General features: G+C 70.5%; 21 protein-coding genes. 16 read left to right on the top strand and 5 right to left on the bottom strand.

The window, feature by feature from the left end:
- The first annotated feature begins 82 nt into the window (after positions 1 to 82).
- The 5 genes from AB0M36_RS30360 to AB0M36_RS30380 all read left to right on the top strand — a co-directional run bounded on the left by AB0M36_RS30360 (position 83) and on the right by AB0M36_RS30380 (position 3,014).
- Positions 83 to 289 carry a hypothetical protein gene (locus AB0M36_RS30360; protein WP_364164335.1) on the top strand — a complete coding sequence of 69 codons (207 nt, stop codon included), beginning with the start codon at positions 83 to 85 and terminating at the stop codon, positions 287 to 289.
- Between the two features lie 85 nt (positions 290 to 374).
- The gene (locus AB0M36_RS30365) at positions 375 to 863 is read left to right on the top strand and encodes a PH domain-containing protein (protein WP_364164519.1); all 489 of its coding nucleotides are present in this window, start codon (positions 375 to 377) and stop codon (positions 861 to 863) included.
- A 20-nt stretch (positions 864 to 883) separates the two neighbouring features.
- The gene (locus AB0M36_RS30370; protein ID WP_364164522.1) at positions 884 to 2,221 is read left to right on the top strand and encodes a PH domain-containing protein; all 1,338 of its coding nucleotides are present in this window, start codon (positions 884 to 886) and stop codon (positions 2,219 to 2,221) included.
- Positions 2,218 to 2,550: a hypothetical protein gene (locus AB0M36_RS30375; protein ID WP_364164338.1), complete on the top strand. Its 333-nt coding sequence runs from the start codon at positions 2,218 to 2,220 to the stop codon at positions 2,548 to 2,550. Before AB0M36_RS30370 ends, AB0M36_RS30375 begins: the two co-directional genes overlap by 4 nt.
- Before the next feature lie 68 nt (positions 2,551 to 2,618).
- Positions 2,619 to 3,014 (top strand): hotdog domain-containing protein, encoded by a 396-nt coding sequence (locus AB0M36_RS30380; protein ID WP_364164340.1) that lies wholly within the window; start codon positions 2,619 to 2,621, stop codon positions 3,012 to 3,014.
- Between the two features lie 19 nt (positions 3,015 to 3,033).
- On the opposite strand, the gene AB0M36_RS30385 is transcribed toward AB0M36_RS30380, so the two are convergent.
- Positions 3,034 to 3,966 carry a carbohydrate kinase gene (locus tag AB0M36_RS30385; protein ID WP_364164342.1) on the bottom strand — a complete coding sequence of 311 codons (933 nt, stop codon included), beginning with the start codon at positions 3,964 to 3,966 and terminating at the stop codon, positions 3,034 to 3,036.
- Between the two features lie 114 nt (positions 3,967 to 4,080).
- Between AB0M36_RS30385 and AB0M36_RS30390 the strand changes: the two genes are divergently transcribed.
- The 5 genes from AB0M36_RS30390 to AB0M36_RS30410 all read left to right on the top strand — a co-directional run bounded on the left by AB0M36_RS30390 (position 4,081) and on the right by AB0M36_RS30410 (position 10,674).
- Positions 4,081 to 4,755 carry a superoxide dismutase gene (locus AB0M36_RS30390; protein WP_364164345.1) on the top strand — a complete coding sequence of 225 codons (675 nt, stop codon included), beginning with the start codon at positions 4,081 to 4,083 and terminating at the stop codon, positions 4,753 to 4,755.
- Between the two features lie 110 nt (positions 4,756 to 4,865).
- Positions 4,866 to 6,332, top strand: coding sequence for an aminopeptidase P family protein (locus AB0M36_RS30395; protein ID WP_364164347.1), 1,467 nt, complete (start codon positions 4,866 to 4,868; stop codon positions 6,330 to 6,332).
- A 148-nt stretch (positions 6,333 to 6,480) separates the two neighbouring features.
- On the top strand, positions 6,481 to 9,072 hold the full coding sequence (locus tag AB0M36_RS30400) for a S8 family serine peptidase (RefSeq protein ID WP_364164350.1): 2,592 nt from the start codon (positions 6,481 to 6,483) through the stop codon (positions 9,070 to 9,072).
- A 223-nt stretch (positions 9,073 to 9,295) separates the two neighbouring features.
- The gene (locus AB0M36_RS30405) at positions 9,296 to 9,697 is read left to right on the top strand and encodes a hypothetical protein (RefSeq protein WP_364164353.1); all 402 of its coding nucleotides are present in this window, start codon (positions 9,296 to 9,298) and stop codon (positions 9,695 to 9,697) included.
- Between the two features lie 59 nt (positions 9,698 to 9,756).
- Entirely contained in the window at positions 9,757 to 10,674 is a 918-nt protein-coding gene (locus AB0M36_RS30410) for a hypothetical protein (RefSeq protein ID WP_364164356.1), read from the top strand.
- 27 nt (positions 10,675 to 10,701) lie between these two features.
- On the opposite strand, the gene AB0M36_RS30415 is transcribed toward AB0M36_RS30410, so the two are convergent.
- Entirely contained in the window at positions 10,702 to 11,385 is a 684-nt protein-coding gene (locus AB0M36_RS30415) for a DUF998 domain-containing protein (RefSeq protein WP_364164359.1), read from the bottom strand.
- 414 nt (positions 11,386 to 11,799) lie between these two features.
- Between AB0M36_RS30415 and AB0M36_RS30420 the strand changes: the two genes are divergently transcribed.
- Entirely contained in the window at positions 11,800 to 12,558 is a 759-nt protein-coding gene (locus AB0M36_RS30420) for a hypothetical protein (RefSeq protein ID WP_364164361.1), read from the top strand.
- Positions 12,559 to 12,573: 15 nt separating this feature from the next.
- Here AB0M36_RS30420 and AB0M36_RS30425 read toward each other — a convergent pair whose 3' ends face one another.
- On the bottom strand, positions 12,574 to 13,467 hold the full coding sequence (locus AB0M36_RS30425) for an alpha/beta fold hydrolase (protein WP_364164363.1): 894 nt from the start codon (positions 13,465 to 13,467) through the stop codon (positions 12,574 to 12,576).
- Between the two features lie 70 nt (positions 13,468 to 13,537).
- Here AB0M36_RS30425 and AB0M36_RS30430 point away from each other — a divergent pair, with 70 nt between their 5' ends.
- The 4 genes from AB0M36_RS30430 (at position 13,538) to AB0M36_RS30445 (ending at position 16,079) form a co-directional block, all read left to right on the top strand.
- Positions 13,538 to 14,449, top strand: coding sequence for an SPFH domain-containing protein (locus AB0M36_RS30430; RefSeq protein WP_364164366.1), 912 nt, complete (start codon positions 13,538 to 13,540; stop codon positions 14,447 to 14,449).
- A 4-nt stretch (positions 14,450 to 14,453) separates the two neighbouring features.
- The gene (locus tag AB0M36_RS30435) at positions 14,454 to 14,669 is read left to right on the top strand and encodes a hypothetical protein (RefSeq protein ID WP_364164368.1); all 216 of its coding nucleotides are present in this window, start codon (positions 14,454 to 14,456) and stop codon (positions 14,667 to 14,669) included.
- Between the two features lies 1 nt (position 14,670).
- Positions 14,671 to 15,300: a GPP34 family phosphoprotein gene (locus AB0M36_RS30440; protein ID WP_364164371.1), complete on the top strand. Its 630-nt coding sequence runs from the start codon at positions 14,671 to 14,673 to the stop codon at positions 15,298 to 15,300.
- Positions 15,301 to 15,425: 125 nt separating this feature from the next.
- A complete protein-coding gene (locus AB0M36_RS30445; protein WP_364164374.1) occupies positions 15,426 to 16,079 on the top strand; it encodes a hypothetical protein in 654 nt (217 codons plus the stop codon).
- 72 nt (positions 16,080 to 16,151) lie between these two features.
- On the opposite strand, the gene pulA is transcribed toward AB0M36_RS30445, so the two are convergent.
- On the bottom strand, positions 16,152 to 19,406 hold the full coding sequence (gene pulA, locus AB0M36_RS30450) for a pullulanase-type alpha-1,6-glucosidase (protein ID WP_364164376.1): 3,255 nt from the start codon (positions 19,404 to 19,406) through the stop codon (positions 16,152 to 16,154).
- A 32-nt stretch (positions 19,407 to 19,438) separates the two neighbouring features.
- Positions 19,439 to 19,828, bottom strand: a complete 390-nt coding sequence (locus tag AB0M36_RS30455; protein WP_364164379.1) for a hypothetical protein — start codon at positions 19,826 to 19,828, stop codon at positions 19,439 to 19,441.
- Positions 19,829 to 20,016: 188 nt separating this feature from the next.
- Between AB0M36_RS30455 and acnA the strand changes: the two genes are divergently transcribed.
- Positions 20,017 to 22,788 (top strand): aconitate hydratase AcnA, encoded by a 2,772-nt coding sequence (gene acnA / locus AB0M36_RS30460; protein WP_364164382.1) that lies wholly within the window; start codon positions 20,017 to 20,019, stop codon positions 22,786 to 22,788.
- Positions 22,789 to 22,872: the final 84 nt, after the last annotated feature.

The raw sequence follows: 22,872 nt of genomic DNA on the forward strand, positions 1-22,872 counted from the left end.
CGCCGGGCGACTTCCCCCGTGGTCGCCCGGCGCTCAACTCCCCTCCCGACGCCCCGCGACCAGCGGTCGATAGGCTTCCGGAGTGGTCGAGGAGCTTGCACCCCAGTGTTCCGCCAAGGGCTGTCGTGAGGCCGCCGAGTGGGAGCTGCGGTGGAACAACCCCAAGCTGCACACTCCGGAGTACAGAAAGACCTGGCTCGCCTGCGCCCGACATCGGGTGACCCTCGGCGACTTTCTCGGCGTCCGGGGTTTCCTGCGCGAGGTGACCGAATTCCGCGCCACGGCCTAGGCTCTGCTTCGTGACCGAGCCCAGCGCACCGGCGAGCCCCGCCACCGGCCCCACCACCGCCAACCCCGCCGCCGGGCCCGACGCGGTGAGCGCGCTGGAGCCGTGGCCCGACACGGTCGACTGGCGGCAGGTCTCTCCCAAGCTGATCACTGTGGAGCTCGTCGGCCTGGCGACCTGGATCGTCATCCTGCTCGCCGGCCTGGCGACCGCCTGGGTGATCACCGATTTCTGGGCCTGGCCGGTGGCCATGGCGGCGGTCGCGCTGCTCGCCGTCTGGCGCGCCCTCGTCACCGTGCGCGCCGTCCGGGCCTGGGGCTACGCCGAACGCGACAACGACCTGCTGGTCCGACACGGCCTGGTGATCCGCCGGCTGTCGATCGTCCCGTACGCCCGCATGCAGTTCGTCGACGTCACGGCCGGACCGCTCGAGCGCGCCCTGCGGCTCGCGACCGTCCAGCTGCACACGGCCTCGGCGGCGAGCGACGCCCGGGTCCCCGGCCTTCCCCCGGACGAGGCGGCCCGCCTGCGCGACCGCCTGACCGCGCTCGGCGAGGACCGGGCCGAGGGCCTGTGACCGAGCCCGTGGCCGAGCCCGTGACCGAGCCGCTGGGCGCCGAGGGCGGCGAGCAGACCGGTGGCGAGCCGCGCAAGCGCCTCCATCCGCTCAGTCCTCTGCTGCACGGCGCCAAGTCCATCGCCGTCATCGTCGCCGCGCTCAGCTGGCAGACGCTCTCCCAGGTCGGCGTGGAGCGCTTCGCCCTGGTGGTCGCCGTGCTCGCCCTCGGCGTGGTCGTCCTGTCCGTGATCGGGTGGCTGAACACCGGCTACCACATCGTCGGCCGGGAGCTGCGCATCCAGGACGGCCTGCTCTGGCGCCGCAACCGGGCCATCCCGCTCGACCGGCTCCAGGCCGTCGAGCTGCGCCGCCCGCTGCTCGCCCAGCTCACCGGGCTGGCCGAGCTGCGCCTCGAGGTGGTCGGCGGCGGCAAGACCGAGGCGCCGCTGGCCTACCTGACCGTACGCGAGGCCACCGCGCTGCGGGGACGGCTGCTCGCCCTCGCCGGGCGGGCCCCGGGCACCGTGGATCCGGCGGCGCCCGAGCACGCCGCGCCGGCGCCCGAGCAGCCGCTGCTCCGGGTCGACCACGGAGACCTGCTGGTCAGCCAGTTGCTCACGCCGCAGGCGTTCTTCCTGCCCATCGGCGTCGCCTTCGTGATCACGCAGTTCGTCCTCGACGGCTCCTGGACGTTCGTCGGCATCGCGAGCACGGTCACCGCGATGGCCGGCGTCATCCTTCAGCCGGTGCGCCGCGTGCTGCAGGACTGGGACTTCCGGCTGGCCCGGGACCCCGACGGCCGCCTGGCGGTCCGTTACGGCCTGGTGGAGACCCGCAGTCAGATCGTGCCCCTGCACCGGGTCCAGACGATCGGCGTGACCTGGCCCCTGCTGTGGCGGGTGAAGAGCTGGCTCCACCTGCGGCTCGACATAGCCGGGTACGCGGGCCCGCAGAACGGCGACGCCAAGCGCTCGGACCGACTGCTGCCCGTCGGCGACTTCGAGACGGCCAGGCTGCTGGTCTTCCAGGTGCTGCCCGGCGTCGACCTCGCGGCGCTGGCCACCGTCGCGCCGCCGGCCCGGGCCCGCTGGCTGCACCCGATCGGCCGGCGCTACCTCGGCATCGGCCTGACGGCGGAGGTGTTCGTGTCCCGCTCGGGCGTGCTGACCCGGGAGATGACGCTGGTGCCGTACGCCCGCCTGCAGAGCGTCCGGGTGGTGCAGGGGCCGATCCAGCGGCGGCTGGGCCTGGCGACGGTCTACGCGGACACCGCGGGCGGGCGATCCGGCGTGGCCGAGGACCGGGACCTGGCGGAGGCCTGGTGGCTCGCGGAGCAGTTGTCGATCCGCGCCCGCGCGGCCCGTTCACGTCGATGAGCATCCGGAAAGGGTCGGCGACCTTCACCTTCAACTACCCGCAGTGGCGGGGATACCGGGGTGGCCCGACGGGCGGCGCGATGCCGGACGCCGTGCCGTACAACTCCAACACCCAGGCCCTGGCGAGCCTCGTCTACCGGCTGGAGCGGCTGCAGGACAAGAGGGTCGTCGCCACCAGGGGCGGTGAGACGCGGATGTCGAACTCGACCGTGTCGATGACGTTCCCCGACCTCGAGAAGAACCGCGCCTACGTGCTGCGCACGAGCAGCAGCAACGGCTGGGGCACCTGCGCACGCCAGGACGGCCGGATCCTGCTCCAGGCGCGATAGTCACCAGCGGCGCCGAACGGCGGAAGCTGGGCCGCCATGATCGGTGGGACAGGCCCTAAGGTGGTGGCATGGAGCTTCCGGAGTTCACCGCCGGTCTCAGCGCACGGGTCGAGCTGACCGTCACCGATGCCGACACCGCACAGTCCCTCGGCTCCGGCGACGTGCCGGTGCTCGGCACACCCCGGGTTCTCGCCCTCGCCGAGGCCGCCACGGTCGCCGCGACGGCCCGGCAGTTGCCGGGAGGCGTGACGACGGTCGGCACCCGCGCCGAGGTGGAGCACCGGGCGCCGACGCCGGTCGGGCACCGGGTCACCGCCCTGGCCACGCTGGCCAAGGTGGAGGGACGCACGCTGCACTTCGACGTCGTCGTCCGCGACGGCGAGGACCTGGTGGCCGAGGTCCGCGTCGAGCGGGTCATCCTCGACCGGCAGCGCTTCATCCAGAAGTCCCTCGGCGAGGCGTAGGGCCGCCAGCGCCGGCGGATCAGGGTGCCCAGCGCTCCGTGACCTCATCCTGGGTGGGCATGGCCACCGCACCGCCGTGGCGTTCGCACACCAGGCCCGCCACCGCGAGCGCGAAAGACACGTACTGCTGCCACCCCGCGACGTCCGCCGGCATCCCGCCGGCGAGCAGGCTGCGCACCAGGGCACCCATGACCGAGTCGCCCGCACCCGTGGCGTCGACCGCGGTGACCGTCGGGGCGGGCAGCATCGCCGAGCCGTCCGCGGCCGCCACATAGGCGCCCTGCGAGCCGCAGGTGACGACGACCGCGCGGGCGCCGAGTTTGAGGATGCGTTCGGCCGCGGCCGCGGGGGTCGCGCCGTCCCACAGCACGCCGGCGTCCGCGGAGCTGAGCTTCACCAGGTCGGCGGTGGCGAAGAACTCTTCGACCAGGTCACGCAGGGCGGCGACCGCCGCGGCGTCCGGCAGGAGCTTCGGGCGTACGTTGGGGTCAAAGACCCGCAGCGGACCCGGCACCGACCAGGCCTTGCGCGCCGCCGCCTGGAAGGGCTCGCGCATCAGCGCGATCGAGCCGGCGTAGAGCACGTCGGCGCCCGCGACCATGGCCTCGTCGACGTCCTCCGGGTGCACCAGCGAGTAGGACGGGGGCTCGCCGTAGAACTGGAAGGTCGGCTCCGCACCCTCGAAGGTGGTGACGGCCAGGGTGGTCGGCACCGGCACCCGGGTCGTCGAGGCGGTGCCGACCCCGCTCTCGCGCAGGAACGCGTCGATCCGGTCGCCGAGCGTGTCGTTGCCGAGGGAGCCGACGTAGCGAACCTCGGCGCCGAGCCGGGTGGCGCCGACCGCCACGTTCAGGGGCGCGCCGCCGATCGCCTGCCGATAGATCAGCTCGCCGTCACGCACGGTCTCCAGAAGATCCACGAGTGCTTCCCCGAGCACCACCGCGTAACCCATTCCGGCTCCCTCCACGTCCACGCCGCCGTGTCGTCAGCCTTCCGTCCACGGCGGGAGAAAGCTAGCACCTCGCGGATGCTCGCCCGATTTCCCGCTGTTTGGCATAATTCGCCCATGCGCCGCACTCTGTCCTTTCTGACCATCGCCCTCACGGCGCTCGCGGGGTGCTCGGACACGGTCGGCACCTCCATCCCGACCACCGTCCCGTCCCCGCCCCCCGCCGGCAGCCCCTGGATCGTCTCCAGCGGCATCCCCGACCCCCGGGGCTCCGGAGGCCCGCTGCCCACCAATTCCGGTCAGGCACCGCTGACGGTGGGCACGGCGTCCGGCACCTTCCAGCCCGTTCCCGAGGGCACCCAGGCGATCACCTACGACTCCGCGGCCGTCCCGCCGGGTGCGACGGCCCAGGTCACCGTCGCCACCACCGTCAAGGGGATCCGGGTACGGCTGGCAGTCACGGGCCTGGCGACGCGTCGGGCGTACGGCGCGCACCTGCACACGAAGACCTGCACCTCGGTGCCCGACGACGCCGGCCCGCACTACCAGCACCAGGCAGACCCGTCGCCGCCCTCGGTGAACCCGGCGTACGCCAACCCGCGCAACGAGGTGTGGCTGGACTTCACCACCGATCCGCGCGGCGCCGCCACGGTCGCGGTGGAGCAGACGTGGACGTTCGATCCGGTGCGGCCGCCCCGGTCGTTGGTGCTGCACGCGCAGCTCACCCGTACCGATGCGGGAAAGGCCGGTACGGCGGGCGCGCGAGTGGCCTGCCTGACCCTGCGTGGCTGACGTGCTCCCCGTCACGTCGCCGCTCGCCGGCGGCGGGACTCCGGCCGCGATTTCCGGTGGGGCGAGGCGGTAACGTCAGGGGCGCCACGCGGGAGAAGGGGAGAGCCACCATGGCCGAACAAGGCGAGAACACGACGGCGAAGACGGAATCGCACGACCCCGACTTCCCCGAAGCGTTTCTGCAATTCATGCGCGGCGGCTGGCGGGAGGACGCGCTCGACGTCACGGCCCGGCCGGAGGCGCCGAACTACGCGAAGCGGCGTGCCGCCCTCTCCGACGCCTTCCCGGGCGAGACGCTGATCATTCCCACCGGCAACGAGAAGGTGCGCGCCAACGACACCGACTACCCGTTCCGGCCCGGCAGCGACTTCGTCTACCTGACCGGCGACAGCGACCCCGACGGCGTGCTGGTGCTGCGCCCGAGCGGCTCCGGCCACGACGCCGTGCTCTACACCCACGACCGCAACTCCAAGGCGACCGACGCCTTCTTCCGCAGCCGCAACGGCGAGCTGTGGGTCGGGCGCCGGCACACCCTCGGCGAGAAGTCGGCGGAGCTGGGCATCGAGACCGCGTCCTACGCCGAGCTCGGCCGGGCGCTGGCCGAGTGCGCCCCGGCCCGCACCCGGGTGCTGCGCGGGCTCGACACGGCCGTCGACCGGGCCGTGCTCGCCTACGACACCGACCCGGCGGCGCGGCGCGACCGCGCCCTGGCGGCCGCGATCTCCGAGCTCAAGCTGGTCAAGGACGAGTGGGAGATCGCCCAGCTCCAGGAGGCGATCGACGCGACCGTCCGGGGCTTCGAGGACGTCGCCCGCGTCCTGCCCGCCGACCGTGGCGTCAAGGAGCGCCTGCTCGAGGGCGTCTTCGCGCTGCGCGCCCGCACGGACGGCAACGACGTCGGTTACGGCAGCATCGTCGGCGCCGGAGCGCACGCGACGATCCTGCACTGGGTCCGCAACACCGGCGTCACCGTGCCGGGCGAGCTGCTGCTCATGGACATGGGCGTCGAGGCCCGCTCGTTCTACACCGCCGACGTGACCCGCACGGTCCCGGTCTCCGGCACCTTCACGCCGCTGCAGCGCCAGGTCTACGACATCGTGCACGCCTCGCAGCAGGCGGGCATGGACGCGATCAGGCCCGGCGTGAAGTTCCACGACGTTCACCTGACCTGCATGCGGGTGCTCGCCGAGGGCCTGCACGACCTGGGGCTGCTGCCGGTGAGCGTGGACGAGGCGATGTCCGAGCGGTCGACGGTCTACCGCCGGTGGACGCTGCACGGCTTCGGGCACATGCTCGGCATCGACGTGCACGACTGCCAAGCCGCCCGCAAGGAAAACTACCGCGACGGGGCACTGCGGGAGGGCTACGTCCTGACCGTGGAGCCGGGGCTCTACTTCCAGCCCGAGGACGACCTGGTCCCGGAGGAGCTCCGCGGCGTCGGCGTGCGCATCGAGGACGACGTGCTGGTGACCGCCGACGGATGCCGCAACCTGTCGGACGGGCTGCCGCGCTCCTCCACCGAGGTGGAGGCGTGGTTGGCGGCCCAGCGCGAGGCCGGCCCCCGCCTGCCGGAATAAGCACCTCCGCCTTTCATCAAGGGGTAAATTCTTGCAGGGGATGGAAGAATTTACATACGTGAGGCATCGGTAACCGTCGCTTAACGACGTCCGACGAGACTCCCTTGCGGCCGTGGGGACACCACGGCCGCCCAGAGGGGGTAGATCGTTGTCCGTCCACCGCCGGCCGGGGATCGCGCTCGTCACGGCGCTCGCCCTGGCGATGACCAGCATCGCGGTGCCCGCGAGCGCGGCGCCCGGCGACTCCAAACTCGAGCCGCGCCTGCGCGCCCAACTCGCGGCGAACCGGAGCACCACATTCTGGGTAGAGCTGCGCGACCGGGCCGACCTGACACCGGCCCGGAACGCCGCCGGCGACGAGCGCGCCGCCCGGGTCCACCGGATCGCCACCGAGCACGCCGCGCGCAGTCAGGCCCCGGTGCGCGCGCTGCTGACGTCCCGCAGGGCGAGCTTCACGCCGTACTGGATCGCGAACACCATCCGGGTCACCGGCGACGCCGCCCTCGCCGCGGCCGTCGCAGCCCGGCCCGAGGTCAGCAGGGTGCTCGCGGACAAGGTGGTCCCGCTGCCCAAGCTGATGCCCGCCGCCACCCTCCCCCGCGTCCACAGCGGGACGCAGAACGCCGAGTGGAACCTCGCCCGCGTCCAGGCGCCGCGGGTCTGGGACAACCTGAGCATCCGCGGCGACGGAATCGTCGTCGCCACCGTCGACACCGGCGTGCAGTACGACCATCCCGCGCTGGCCGCGAGCTACCGGGGCCGGGCGGCGGACGGCACGCTCCAGCACGACTACTCGTGGTTCGACCCGACCGGGCTGTGCGCCGACGGCGTACCGTGCGACAACGCCGGGCACGGCACCCACACGACCGGCACGATGGTCGGCCTCGACGGCGACCACGCGATCGGGGTGGCCCCCGGCGCCCGCTGGATCGCCGCCAAGGGTTGCGAGTCGACCGACTGCTCCACCGCGTCACTGCTCGCCGCCGGCCAGTGGATCGTCGCGCCGACCGACCGGGCCGGGAACAACCCGCGACCCGACCTCGCCCCCGATGTCGTGAACAACTCCTGGAGCGGCTGGGGATCCGATCCCTGGTACTCGCAGATCGTCGACGCCTGGGTGGCGGCCGGCATCTTCCCGGCCTTCTCCAACGGCAACACCGGTCCCGGCTGCACCACCGCCGGCACCCCGGGCAACTACACCGCCGCGTACGCCAGCGGCGCCCACGACTCGGCCGGCGACATCGCCTCCTTCTCCAGCCGGGGCAGCGGCCAGGACGGCACCGTCAAACCCGACATCGCCGCGCCCGGCGTGGACGTCGTCTCCAGCGTTCCCGGCGGCTACGCCAGCTACAGCGGCACCTCTATGGCATCCCCGCACACCGCGGCCACGGTCGCCCTGCTCTGGTCGGCGGTGCCGGAACTACGCCACGACATCGCCACCACCCGGCAGGTGCTCGACGCGACCGCCACGGATACCGAGGACACGTCGTGTGGTGGCAGCCCGGCCCGCAACAACGTGTTCGGCGAGGGCCGGCTCGACGCGTACGCGGCGGTGCTCGGCGCCCGGCAGCCGTCGGGCGTCCTCGCCGGCACGGTGAGCGTCGCGCCGTCCGCGGCGACGGCGTCTGCGGCGACGGCGTCTGCGGCGACGGCGTTCGGCGCGGGATCGGTGGCGCGGCAAGGCGTCGCGTTGTCCGGAGCGACGGTCTCCGTCACCGGGCCGGTGACACGGCAGGGCACCACGGGTGCCGACGGCGCATTCCGGCTGGCGCTGCTGCCGCCGGGCACCTACGACGCCACGATCACCCGCTACGGCTATCGCGCCACCGCCAGCACGGTGGTGGTCAGCGCCGGGGAGACCGCCCGCCTCGACGCGGCTCTCGACCCCGCGCCCACCGTCATTCTGACCGGCACGGTCACCGGCCCACAGGGAGCGGTCGCTGACGCGGCGGTCACGTTCGCCGGCACTCCCGCCGCCACCCGCACCGGCGCCGACGGCCGGTTCACCATGTCCGCACCCACGGGCCGGTACGAACTGCGGGTGCAACCCCGCGGCGGCTGTGACGGCGTCCGTACCCAAGGCATCGACCTCACCGCCGACACGACGCTCGACGTCACCCTGCCCGCCCACCACGACGCGTACGGCTACTCGTGCGCCACGACCACCGGCGGCTACGCCGAAGGCGCCCAGCGGCGGGACACTGACAGCAACGACGACGCCGCGGTGCGTGTCGACCTGCCCTTCCCGCTGTGGTTCTACGGGCAGTACCGGTCGACGGCCTGGGTGTCGACCAACGGCCAGATCGCGTTCGACGGGCCGGAGACCGCGTTCACCAACGTCGCCATCCCGAACCCGTTCCCACCCAACAACACCATCTCCGCCTTCTGGGACGACCTCTCCATCGACGAGCAGGGCGGCATCTACACCGCCAGCGGCCACGACAGCGTCATCGTCGAATGGCGCAACATGCGGTTCTACGGCGCCTCGTCCCAGCGCCTGTCGATCAGCGTGGAACTGGGCCGCGACGGCACGATCGCCATCCACCATCGGGGCCTCCAGGGCGCCCTCGCGGACGGCGCCAGCGCCACCATCGGCATCGAGAACGCCGACGGCACGGACGGATTCCAGTTCGCGTACGGCACCACCATGACCGCCGAGGGCAGCGGCGTGACCTTCCACCCGCCCACGGCCCCGCCGCCGACGGTCCGGGCGCACCGCCCCGCTGTCGGCACCCACTGAGCCGCCGCCCCCGACTGGTCCGTGCCGGCCGGGGGCGGCCCCAGGGTGTGTCGCCCATACCGGCTTCGGTACACCGCGGCTCGGGAAGTGCTGCGCCCTCAGCCGATTGCGACGACAGGCAGCGGCTCGTCGTAGCCGACCCAGGCCGCCCGGCGCGTCAGCCCGCGCCGGCGGCGTCTCCCACCGGTGGGAGTTCGGATGACGCCGCGTCACAGCCAGCGTGGTGCCCGCCAGACACGCCGAGGACCCGGACGGCGTGCACTTCCGCGGCGTTCAGCTCAGCGGCGCGGTCACGACGGTGCTGAACGACTCGCGGGCCGCAGGCATCGAGATCACCGCCGACGACTCCGGCTGGCTCCTCGCCGACGGCGCGATCGCCCTGTATACGCCGTCCGCCGAATCGGACGCCCAGGTCGAGGCTGTCACAGCGTTCGGGCCGGGGCACGAGAAGCACGGCGAGATCGTCTTCTTCCCGGCCGGTGCGGACGCGACACCGACCGCCTCGTCCCACCTCGTCACCCCAGGAACGGGCGTCGGCTCGATCATGCTGGGACAGCACCGCGACGAGATCCGGCGCCGGTTGAACGGTGGTCTCTGCTCGCCGTGGTCGATGAAGTCATCTTGATCTAGTGCTGGTGGCTGTCTCGGCGGGCTGATTGCGATCAAGGGCTACCGTGCCGTGCCATGAACGCAGCCGATAGGTCCTTGCAGCCTCGATACCTCGAAGAGGTGTTCCTCGACGAGGTGGCGGGCGGACCCAGCCGGGATGTGGCGCTGGCCGAGGCGAAGCACATCTACCGCCAGTTCGCCCAGGACGAATCGCTCCGCCTGCGCCGGACCGAGGCCGAGCGGGTCGCCGACATCCTGATCGATCCCCGGTACTGGCACAACGAACTGGGTGCCGAGGGTGACGGCATCCGGGGGTACCTGGTCCAGGCGTTGGCATTGCAGGCCTGCCGGGACGACGACCCGACGCTGATCGGCCAGTTGCGCCGGTACGACCCCGCCCAGGTGTACCTGTTTCCCGAATCCCACCCGGTTCCGCGGCGGTGCCTTCGCGCGCTGGTGTCCGACGTGGCGCAGGAGACGTTGACGGTGCGGGCCGCGGCCATGAAATGTTGCCGCCGCATCGCCGCGTACGTCGATCTGACACCGGTCCTCGACGAGGTGATCGGGGAGTTGTGGGCGCCGGCGACCGGCCGTCCGCGTACCTCGACGAGGGTGGACCCCGCGGTCGAGGCCGCCAACGCCCTGTTCGAACACACACTGCGCCGCAATGACCCGGACGAGGTGGTACGGCGCGTGTACCTCCACGCGGACTCCGCACTCCTGCCGCAGCCGGCACTGCGCGCGGTCGCCGGGCTGCTGGTGATCGGCGACCGCGATGGCGAGGCTGCCGCCCTGGCGGTCGACGCAGTTAGCCGTACCGCCGTGATCGACGGACTGGCGTGGACCTACATCTTCATGACACAGACCATCGGCCTCCGGGCGGAGACCTTGGACATCGACCCCGGCCGGCCCGCCGAGGTGCTGACAATGACCGAGTCACTGGCCCGCAACGCGGCACATCGCAAGCAGATCGAGTGGATGCGTCGACGCTAGCCGACCCCTCCGCGGGTAAGAACTGGGTCACGTTCCGTCTCCGGGTCCGGAACCCGTGGCGCGGAACTGCCGTGCGCGCTGAAGATACAGGAGGCAGCCGGCGTAGCAGGCCCATACGGGCAGAGGGAAGACGGCGACACGTTCCATGCCTCCGACGCCCAAGCCCGCCCCTTGTTGCGCGATGAACAGGACGCTGCCGGCCAATCCGAGTACGCCGAGAGTCAGCGTTGCCGGCCGCAGCCGGGCCGGCAGCGTGCCATTGCGGGCGCACCCCGCAGTCAACAATCCCGCGTTCGCGCACCCGAAGACCAACACCGCGCCGAGCAGGTGGATGTTCTCGTTGCTGTCCGCCGGGAACGCCCCGGCCACACCCAGACCCGCCGACCCGAACAGCAGCAGCCACCGAGCCCAACGGACCGCCCTTCCCGGCCCCCACCTCCGCCAGGTCAGCACCAGCCCGGCGATGAGCAGCGCCGCCGTCAGCACGAATGCCACATTCATGGTGTTGTGCCACGGTGAACACACGTACCGGGGTCGGGTGGTGTCCCAGACGCCGCAGGTGACGTTGCCCAGATCGCTGATGTTGTTGGTCGCCCAGCTGAAGGGCGGATCGTCCCAGGCAAGTCCGACTACGACGTTCGCCGCCAGGAACAACGGAGCAGCGGCCGCCCAGCAGAGGGCGCCTATCGTGGCCACAACAGAAGATCGCATGGGTCCGAGTACATCAACGGCGCTGTCTTCAAGGCACTACGGCAGCACCCCGTGACCCGGGTAGGGCCAGCCCTACCCGGGCCGATGCGTGTCCTCTCCATTGCCGCGCTTCCCCTAACTGGACGTTCGCGTCGTGTAAGGATTTGCCCCGGTGTACGTAAGGATTCTTGTCGTCCGTTGAATTCGTCGCCGACGATGATCTTTGATGAGTGGAAGATTCTCATCGAGCTGCGTGGAGATGGATCATGCGCACACCTACCCTGGGGCCGCCCCCGTCGAGGAGCGACGCCGACCGCGCGGAGAAGTCCCGGTCGGTGAGCATCCCGGAATGATCTGCGCCCGGTCAGTGGGGCGTCTTCGACCTGGACATTGGCGAACGCCCGGCAACATCGCCATTTCCAACATGGAGTGTCAATGACTAATACACCGCTCGGCAACGATCCATGGCAGCAGCCGTTTCCGCCGCAACAGCCGGTCGCCCCGCCGGCCCATGGCCAGCCGGTCTACGGTCAGCCGGTCTACGGTCAGCCGTTCCCGATTCCGGTGGCCGCCCCGCCGCCCAGGAGGTTGAACACGACCCTCATCGTCGTCGTTTCAGTGGTGCTCACCGTCATAACCTGTTTGGCGGTTTCCGTGGTGTTCAGTCTGATACGTGAGGGCGACGATACCGATGACGCCCTCCCCGAGAAGGTGACCAGCCCGACGGTCATCGCAGCGCGGGTAAGCATCACCGAACCGGCCACGCTTGGCGGCCTGCCGAAATTGCGGAATGAGAACACCGACAAGGTCAACGAAACGATGACGCGGGCCCTTGGGGGATTTGAGAACGCGACCAACATGTTCAGCGCGATCTACGGCTCCGCGGATCCCGGTAAGGATCTGGTACTCGCCGCGGCGGTCCAGATGACCGTCTCCGACCCGGAGCAGGAGATCATCACAGCGTTCGAAAAGCTTCCCCCGAGCCCGGTGACCAATCTGTTGTCCGCTGACACCGGAACTCTCGGCGGCGTCGCCAAGTGCGGCACCACCACGTTGTCGGACATCCGGAGCGCACTCTGCATCTGGGTCGACGAGGGCAGCCTCGGCATGATCACGTGGCGACAGCGAAGCGCTTTTACCGTAGTGGAGAAGTTCCCGGAGCTGCGTGCCGAGATCGAGGCCAGGAGCCGCTGACTCGGGGATCGTCAATCAGCTACTTTCGGCTTGCGCGAAATGCTGGATGAGCAATGGGGTCATCTGCTCGGGCGCTTCCTCGGGCAGCCAGTGGGAGGCACCGCGAAGTACCTCGAACCGGTAGGGACCGTCGACGTAACGCTCGCACAGCTCGGCTGCGGCTCGGCAGATGAAGCGGTCTCCGTCGCTCCACAGGAAGAGTGTCGGCACGTCGATCCGATCGGGCCGGTCCCGCAGGCTGAACGGCAATGCCCGGTACCAGTTGAGCGGCCCGCGCATGGCGGCGCGGTCGGCCGCCCGGGAGGCGTAGCGGTCTGCGTTGACCGGGTCCAACCCCGTACGCATCAGAGAATCCCGCATGGCGCGGCCACCCCGTCGTGACAGCGCCAGTTCGGGCAGTCCCGGTATTTGAAAGGCGACCATGTACCAGGAGCGGACTGCTTGACTGCTGCCGGCCAGGGCTCGCAGGAACGCCTCCGGGTGTGGCACCGACAGGGCGCTCAACGAGATCACTCGGCTGCGGTGACGCCCGGCCAGAGACCAGGCCAGGGCCGCGCCCCAGTCGTGGCCGACCACGTGGAACCGCTCCACCCCGGCCGCGTCGGCCAGGGCCAGCACGTCTCCGGCGAGCCGGGAGAGTGTGTACGCGCGACGCGAGGCCGGCCTGGCGCCAGCGGAATAGCCACGCAGGTCGGGAGCCAGGACCCGATAGCCGGCCTCGGCCAATGCCGGAGTCACCGCAGCCCAGCAATGGCGATCCTCCGGGAAGCCGTGCAGCAGCACACAGGTCTGCCCTGTACCGCTGCCGTCGGCCGCGGGGGTGTCGGTGACGTCGAAGCCGAAACCGTCGTTGGCGAAGCGCTCCATCCCGGCATCCTCATAGATGTTCTCCGATATGGCTACCGGCATGAGGCATCCACTTGAAAAAGTGATATCACATTGATAGCCTCAAGACATCGCCACACCGAGGGAGGCTCATATGACGGAACACCTCGACCTGCCCGCCCCGCAGGTCCGTGAACGCATCGCTCGGGGTGTCTCGGGCTGGCCGGTCCTCGCCGTGTCCGCCCTGGTGCTGGTGCTCAGTGGCGCCGGTTTCATCACCGGCCTACAGCAGCAGGGTGACGCGGTCATTCTCGGCGTCGTCGGCGTCAGCTGCCTGTTCGGGCTGACCGCTCTGATCGCCCTGGCCGGTCTCACGCCGGTCGCGCCCGGTGAGGCCCGCGTCCTTCAGCTGCTCGGGCGCTACACCGGGACCGTCCGCACCGACGGGCTCCGCTGGGTCAACCCGTTCACCGCCCGACGCCGTGTCTCGACCCGGATCCGCAACCACGAGACCGACGTGCTCAAGGTCAACGACGCCGACGGCAATCCCATCGAGATCGCCTCCGTTGTCGTCTGGCAGGTCGAGGACACCGCCCGGGCCGTCTTCGAGGTCGACGACTTCATCGAGTTCGTCGCCATCCAGACCGAAACCGCCGTGCGGCACATCGCCAACAGCTACTCCTACGACTCCCACGACTCCGCCCGGATGTCGCTGCGCGACAACGCCGACGAGATCACCGCCCGACTCTCTGAAGAGATCGGGGTACGGGTAGCCGCCGCCGGAGTGAAGATCATCGAGTCCCGGCTGACCCGCCTCGCCTACTCACCCGAGATCGCCCACGCCATGCTCCGCCGACAGCAGGCGAACGCCATCGTCGCGGCCCGAACCCGCATCGTCGAAGGCGCGGTCGGCATGGTGGAGATGGCGCTGCTCCGCCTCGCCGAGAATGACGTCGTCGACCTCGACGAGGAACGCAAGGCCGCGATGGTCAGCAACCTGCTGGTGGTCCTGTGCGGCGACCGCGACGCCCAGCCCGTGGTCAACGCGGGCACCCTCTACGCATAGGCACATGGCTACCGAACGGAAGAAGCTCCTCCTCCGGCTCGACCCCGCCGTGCACGACGCACTCGCACGGTGGGCCGGCGACGAATTGCGCAGCACGAACTCCCAGATCGAGTATCTGCTGCGCAAAGCCCTCGCCGACGCCGGTCGCCTGCCCGGAGGAGTCAGCCGGATGCGCGGCCCCGGCAGGCCCCCCGCCGAACCCGAGCCGGAAGAGGAATGAGATGGAACTGCCCAGCAGCCTTCCCCAACGCGTCTTTCTCCTGGCCTACAACCCGGCCAAAGGGAGGGTCGGCATGGGTACCGAACTCGGCGCCATGCTGCGCGCGGGCGCCCTCGCCGACCTTTACCTCAAGGGCCAACTCACCGACGTACGCGGACGCGCCACCGTCAACGACCGGCTCCCGGGTGACGACTCGGTCCTCGCCGGACTCCTCGGGGAGATCTCCGGCTCCAGGCCCCGCAAATGGCAGCACTGGATCGACAAGCGACAGCGCGCCACCGTCGGCGCGGTACGCCAGCAACTCGCGGACGGCGGCTGGGCGCGCTGCCAGCCGTACAAAATCCTCGGTCTTTTCCCCGCGACCAGAGTGACCCTCCGCGACCCGCGCGTCCGCAAGGAGCTCCTGAGCCGGGTCAACGGCGCCTTCCGGACCCCCGCCGGCAGGGTCGACCCCGCCGACGCCGCGCTCGTGACCATCGTCGCCGCGGCGGAGCTCAATCTCGTCGTCGACCGCAAGGCCAGACGCGCCAACAAACGGCGCATCCAGGAACTCGCCGAACTCACCGGACCGATCGGTCCCGCCCTCCGCAAGTCGATCCAGGCCGCCGCCAGCGCCGCCGCGGGCGGCTGAGGCGAAACTAGGAAAGTTCCAACGGCACTGGCAACGCGCCGCCTAGGTAAAACGGAATTGCGGAGTGTCGGCCATGGGCCGGTACGGTAAGCCGGCTTGTCGGCGGCGCGCGGGGAAGGTGACCGATGGGATACGAGGTGCATATCACCCGAGCCATTCCCAGTCTGTATTTCCAACGCTTTCCCGTGACCGCCGCAGAGGTGCTCGATGGGGTCCGCCAGGCAGCGGACCTCGACGTCCCGACGAACCCGGGGCCGTCCTCTGAGATCTTCCCGATAACTGTGGGCAAGGACGACTGGCTCCTGTTCAGCCACGGGGAGCTACGGACCAAGCATCCCAGCGAGCAGCTGATCCGCCGGATGCTCGCACTCGCCGCCACACTGGACGCCTGGGTGCTGGGAGACGACGAGCACATCTATGCCGAGGAGAACGGTCAGATCGTCGCGCGACCTGCCGTCCTGACCGACCTGCCTTACCCCACCTATTTCATCGCCCGCCACGACAAGATCAGTGCGTCGGAGTGGGAAGGCGTCGTGGGCACGCAGTCCGACTTCGCATGGTGGACCCGCGTCGAGGCGCGCGTACCGTCCGGGCTCAAGTGGATCGGCTCCCCACCGGTTGCCTGCTGGACCGGCCACCCCGCTGGCAAGCCGGTCCCGTTCTTCTTCGACGAGTACGACCGAGGAATCGAGGTGCTGCAGCCTGACTCGGCAACGCTCACGCGCATGCGGGTGCTCGCGCCGCGACTCGATGCGGAGGTGCTGAGGGACCCGCCGTAACCTTCTCGACGCGCATCCGGCACTGGGCCCGAGCCGGAGGTCATGCGGCAAGACCAGGCCAGCGACGAAAGCTCACGCCAGGTCGGCGACGAAGACCGCCACCGAGCGCGCCGGCACGGTCAGTCGGCCGCCCTCGGCCGTCGCCGATCGCAGCAGCGGGTCCGCCGACGCCACGAGCTCCGGGTGCGGCGAGAGATCGACGGCTGCCAGCTCCGGCACCTCCTCCACGACAGTCGACTCGGTGGCGTTGAAGACGGTGACGATCGTGCTCCAGCGCGGATCCAGGCCGGTGCCGTCGAGGCACATCACGATCACGCCCGGCGTTTCGTCGGGGCCGCCGCGGGGGAAGGTCAGGCGACGCTGGACCTCCTCGGCTGTGGGTAGGCCGAACACCGGTGTGGAGCGGCGGATCCTCAGCAGCTCGGCATAGCGGGCCGCGGTGCGGTCCATCAGCTCCGCGGACGGGATCAGCGTCGGTTCCGCGAGCAGTGGGCGGGCCCACGGCCACTTGTCCTCGTTGTCGGGCGCCGGGGGCAGGCCGAGGCCGAAGCCGTTGCCCTCCGCGCCGTTCCAGCGGATCTGGTTGAACCAGTCGCCGGAGTCGTAGGAGTTGCGGTCGAGGGACTTGGACCGTAGCCGCTCGGTGCCCAGCGCCACGAAGCCGACGCCCTGGCCGAGGACCACCAGGGAGAGCGCGAGGATCTGCATCCGGGAGCGGTCGGGCATCGGCAGGTCGATCGGCAGCTTGAAGGCCATCGCGTCGTAGAGGATCTCGTTGTCGTGGGCGTCGACATAGGTCACGCATTCCCCCGGCGCGGCGGTGTAGCCGCTGGGTGAGCCGTTGTAGTCGATCTGCGCGCCGCTCAGTTCGATGCCGGTGTGGGTCGTGAAGCGGTAGGTGGCCAGTCCGCCGGAGAGGCCCACCTTGATCCGGTCGTGCAGGGCGAGTGGGGTGTCCGAGCCGAGCCCGGTCGCGAAGCCGCGCACCGACGGGTCGTCGCCGAACGAGCCGCCGCCGCGGACCGCGTCGCGCAGCCGGTCGTTGAAGGTGCCGATGCCGGTGCCGGCCATGTTGACCTGGGTGGCCTGGGCGAAGCGCGAGTCGTACGCGACCTCGCCGAAGTTCCAGCCTTCGCCGTACAGGTAGATGTCGGGGTCGAGGGCCGCCCTGGCTTCGAGGATGTTGGCCCGCGGGTGGTGGCCCATGAGGTCGAAGCGGAAGCCGTCGATGCGGTAGTGCCGCGCCCAGGTGCGCATCGAGTCGATCACCAGCCGGCCCATCATCCGGTGTTCGGGCGCGGTGTTGGAGCAGCAGGTGGACTCGGCGACCGTGCCGTCATCCAGCAGCCGGTGGTAGTAGCCGGGCACGATGCGGTCGAGGACGCTGAACGGCGCGAGGCCGTCGGCCATCGTGTGGTTGTAGACCACGTCCATGATCACGCGCAGCCCGGTGGCGTGCAGGGCCGCGACCATGCGGCGGAACTCCACGACGCGGGCGGTGCCGCAGGGATCGGTGGCGTAGCTGCCCTCGGGCGCGGTGTAGTGCAACGGGTCGTAGCCCCAGTTGAAGCCGTCGTGGGCGGCGACGGCCATGACCGCGTGCTGCTGCTCGGGCGAGTCCGGCGGGAACGACGCCAGGTCGCAGGTGGGCACGGCCTGGCTCGCGCGCCGGTCGGGCACGGTGGCGAAGTCGAAGGCGGGCAGCAGGTGCAGGTGGGTCAGTCCGGCGTCGGCGAGCATGCGCAGATGTCGCATGCCCGCGGTCTCCTCGTCGGTGAAGGCCAGGTAGGTGCCGCGGTGCGCCGCCGGCACCGTGGCGTCGGCGATCGAGAAGTCGCGGATGTGCGCCTCGGAGATCTGCATCCGTGCCGGCGCCACCGCCGGCGGCTTGCGCGTGGTGTCCCAGCCGGGCGGCCGCAACGCCGGGTCGTCGAGGTCGACGATCTGGCTGTGGGTGGAATCGGCCGACAGCGACAGCGCGTACGGATCGGTGACGCTGGTGGTGACCACGCGCTGGGCGGCCGGGTGCCACACCTCGACGCGGTAGCGGTAGTAGCGCCCGAGCCATTTGCGTTTGCCGGTGATGCTCCAGACGCCGGTCGCCGGGTCACGGTCCATCGGCAGGATCTTCGGCTCGTCGTCCGGGGTGCGCGACAGCTCGAGCGAGACGGTGCGGGCGGTCGGTGCCCACACGGCGAGGGTGGGCCGCTCGTCGTCGATGATGACGCCCAGCTCGGCGTCGGCGGCGTCCGCGTAGAGGTCGTCGAGCACGCCGGGCAGTTGCACGGCGGTGGTCGCGGCGACGTGCCCGGCGTGGTCGCGACCCACCACGAGCAGTTGCCCGCGCAGCAGGTGGCCGAGGGCCGCGTCGCCCAGCTCGGGCACGGCGAAGGCCCGGTATGCCCGCAGATGGGGAAACCGCCGGCTCTGCGCCTGGAAGAGCCCGCCGGGACGCGGCGTCAGCGGCAGCATGATCCGCTCGCCGGACAGCTCGTCGCCGTCCCGCCGCAGGTCGCCGCCCGCCGCCGTGACCAGGGCGAACCCCTCGGCAAGCTCGGCGAGGCGGGCCGGCAGGGCGATGGTGGTGCGGTCGACGAAGACCGCCAACGCCCGTGCCGGGTCAAGCTCAGGACCCAAAGACCGCAAATCCGGATGTACGGGCGCAGCCTCCCCCGAAAGCAGCCACACCTCACGCCCCACGGAGAAGTCCAGGCGCTGATCGTCGGGCAGGTCCTTGTGGTCGTCGCGGTGGATGACGAACCGCAGCCCCGCCGCGTCCGGCCGGACCGGCACCCGGAACACGGCGCCGAAGGCGTCGAAGCGGGCGGGCGCCAGCGGTCGGTGCCAGACGGGCTTCTCCGGCGTGCCCTCCCAGGCGTGCACGCCCCAGCCCCGGTAATCGCTGTCGGCCCGGCGATAGTGGACGACGGCGACGTCCTCCGGCGGGTGTGGCGGGGTGAAGCCGGCCGCCTCGGGGCTCGCGTACACCCGGGGGTCGCCGGAGACCAGCCAGATCTCCGGGGTGACCGCGGGGTCGACGTGCCGGTCGTCGGCGACGTCTTTCGCACCGGTGGCGTCGATGACCAGAAATCCGACGTCGCGGGCCCCGTCGGCGAGCCGGACCCAGGCGAAGCGCCCGTAGGCGTCCTCCCCGGCGAACACCTGCCCACCCGGGAAGCCGGTGGCCGCGCCGGGATCGATGTCGCCCCACGCGTACACCGCGCGGTCGTCGTAGGCCGCGTCGTCGCGCCGGTAGTGCACGACCAGCCATTGCGGCCGGTGCGGCGCGGTGAGGGCGTCGGCCGGAGCGGTCTCGATCGTGGTCACCTCGCCATGATGGCATCGGCGTCCGACGGTTTTCAGCGCGTGGCGATCACCGTGGTGATCCGCGGGCCGTCGACGTCGACCCGGATCAGGTATCGGTAACGCTCGCCGGGCACCGCGTTGCCGAAGCTGTCGAGGTATTCCCATTCGACCGCGACCATCGCCAGGACGTCGCTGAGCCACTGCACGTCGTGCATTTGGGCGTGCGCCGCGACGATCTGCTGCTCCTGGTAGGCCGGGGCCGCACCGAGGAACGACAGCGCCACGGCCGCCGGCGAGGCGAACGTGAAGCTGTACGAGTCGGAGACGACCATGCCGGGCAGCGCGTAGCAGCCCGCCACCCCCGCCACATCGCCCCTGGTCAGCGCGGAACCGTAGCGGCCGAAAAAGTCGGTGAGACCGTCGAGGTCGGTGGAAGACTGCACGGAACGCCGTGTTCCCGATGATCATCCCGGGTAAACCTCCGGGCGGAGTTGCACGGAATAACAAGACGGACGTACGGTTTACCGAAGACGTGAACCCTCAGTTAGGTAGACCTAACCGATGGGCGGCCGTCACCGGTGGGACAGACTGATGAGGACTACTCACAGTCGCTGGGTGTGAAGGAGATGACGTGGCCAGCCTCGACACCTTTGGTGCGAAGAGCGAGCTGCGCGTCGATGACGCGAGCTACGAGATTTTCACGATCGACAAGGTGGAGGGCCATGCGCGGCTGCCCTACGCACTGAAGATCCTGCTGGAGAACCTGCTGCGCACGGAGGACGGCGCGAACATCACCGCCGACCACATCCGTGCCCTCGGCGGCTGGGACTCCTCCGCCGACCCCAGCGTGGAGATCCAGTTCACGCCCGCCCGGGTGCTGATGCAGGACTTCACCGGCGTGCCCTGCGTCGTCGACCTCGCCACCATGCGCGAGGCCGTCAAGGAGCTCGGCGGCGACCCGACGAAGGTCAACCCCCTCGCCCCGGCCGAGCTGGTCATCGACCACTCCGTCATCGCCGACCTGTTCGGCCGCGAGGACGCCTTCGCCCGCAACGTCGAGCTCGAATACCAGCGCAACCGCGAGCGCTACCAGTTCCTGCGCTGGGGCCAGACCGCGTTCAACGAGTTCAAGGTCGTCCCGCCCGGCACCGGCATCGTGCACCAGGTCAACATCGAGTACCTGGCTCGCACGATCATGGAGCGCAACGGCCAGGCCTACCCGGACACCGTGGTCGGCACCGACTCGCACACCACCATGGTCAACGGCCTGGGCGTGCTGGGCTGGGGCGTGGGCGGCATCGAGGCCGAGGCCGCCATGCTGGGCCAGCCGGTCAGCATGCTGATCCCGCGGGTCGTCGGCTTCAAGCTGCACGGCGAGATGCCGGCCGGCACCACCGCCACCGACCTGGTGCTGACGATCACCGAGATGCTCCGCGAGCACGGCGTGGTCAGCAAGTTCGTCGAGTTCTACGGCCCCGGCGTCACCGCCGTGCCGCTGGCCAACCGCGCGACCATCGGCAACATGTCGCCGGAGTACGGCTCGACCGCCGCGATCTTCCCGATCGACGACGAGACCATCAAGTACCTCAAGCTCACCGGTCGCACCGAGGCGCAGGTCAAGCTCGTCGAGGCGTACGCGAAGCGCCAGGGTCTGTGGCTCGACCCGAACGCCGAGCCGGACTACTCCGAGCGCCTCGAGCTCGACCTGTCGACGATCGTCCCGTCGCTGGCCGGCCCGAAGCGCCCGCAGGACCGCGTACCGCTGCACTCCGCCAAGTCGATGTTCCGCGACGCGCTCACCAACTACGTGCAGGCCGAGGGCCACGCCGACGAGGCCAGCGCCGAGTCGTTCCCGGCCAGCGACCCGCCGGCGAACGCGGTGAACGACGACGTGGACAAGCCGCACGTCTTCAGCGCGGCGGCCAACGCCGACGGTCGTCCGTCGAAGCCCACCCGGGTGGTCGGCGAGGACGGCACCGAGTTCGAGCTCGACCACGGCTTCGTCGGCATCGCCGCCATCACGTCCTGCACCAACACCTCGAACCCGCAGGTCATGATCGGCGCGGCGCTGCTGGCCAAGAACGCCGTCGAGCGTGGCCTCACCCGCAAGCCGTGGGTCAAGACCACCCTGGCGCCCGGCTCCAAGGTCGTCATGGACTACTACGACCGCGCCGGTCTCACGCCCTACCTGGACAAGATCGGCTTCAACCTCGTCGGGTACGGCTGCACCACCTGCATCGGCAACTCGGGCCCGCTGCCCGAGGCGATCTCGGCCGCGGTCAACGAGGCCGACCTCACCGCCGTCTCGGTGCTCTCCGGCAACCGCAACTTCGAGGGCCGGATCAACCCCGACATCAAGATGAACTACCTGGCGTCCCCGCCGCTGGTCGTCGCGTACGCGCTGGCCGGCTCGATGGACATCGACATCACCACGGAGCCGCTGGGCACCGGCTCGGACGGCAAGCCCGTCTTCCTGGCCGACATCTGGCCGAGCGCCAAGGAGATCGACGACGTCATCGCCCAGGCGATCGGCGCCGAGGGCTTCTCCGCGGCATACGCCGACGTCTTCGCCGGCGACGAGCAGTGGCAGTCGCTGCCCACGCCGGAGGGCAAGACCTTCGAGTGGGCCGACGAGTCCACCTACGTGCGCAAGCCCCCGTACTTCGAGGGCATGGCCGCCGACCCGAGCCCGGTCAACGACATCTCCGGCGCGCGGGTGCTGGCCAAGCTCGGCGACTCGGTCACCACCGACCACATCTCGCCGGCCAGCTCCATCAAGGCCGACTCCCCCGCCGGCAAGTACCTCGCCGAGCACGGGGTGCCCCGGCACGAGTTCAACTCGTACGGCTCCCGCCGCGGCAACCACGAGGTGATGATCCGCGGCACGTTCGCCAACATCCGGCTGCGCAACCAGCTGGTGCCGGGCGTCGAGGGCGGCTTCACGGTCAACCACCTGACCGGCGACCAGACCACCATCTACGACGCCTCGGTGGCCTACAAGGAGGCCGGCGTCCCGCTGGTCATCCTGGCCGGCAAGGAGTACGGCTCGGGTTCGTCGCGCGACTGGGCGGCCAAGGGCACGATGCTGCTCGGCGTCCGCGCGGTCATCGCCGAGAGCTACGAGCGCATCCACCGCTCCAACCTGATCGGCATGGGCGTGCTGCCGCTGCAGTTCCCGCAGGGCCAGAACGCCGAATCGCTCGGGCTGACGGGCACCGAGACCTTCTCGTTCAGCGGCGTCACCGAGCTGAACGAGGGCCGGATCCCGTCGACGGTGAAGGTCCGCACCGACACCGGCGTGGAGTTCGACGCGGTCGTCCGCATCGACACCCCCGGTGAGGCGGACTACTACCGCCACGGCGGCATCCTGCAGTACGTGCTGCGCAAGATGCTGGCCAGCTGACCGTAAGCCCGCACAACGCCCCGTCGTCCCTGGTGGACGGCGGGGCGTTCGCGTTCGCCGGTCCCACGGGGCACCGGCAGGTCG

The organism is Actinoplanes sp. NPDC051346 (assembly GCF_040682215.1).
Lineage (GTDB): Bacteria > Actinomycetota > Actinomycetes > Mycobacteriales > Micromonosporaceae > Actinoplanes.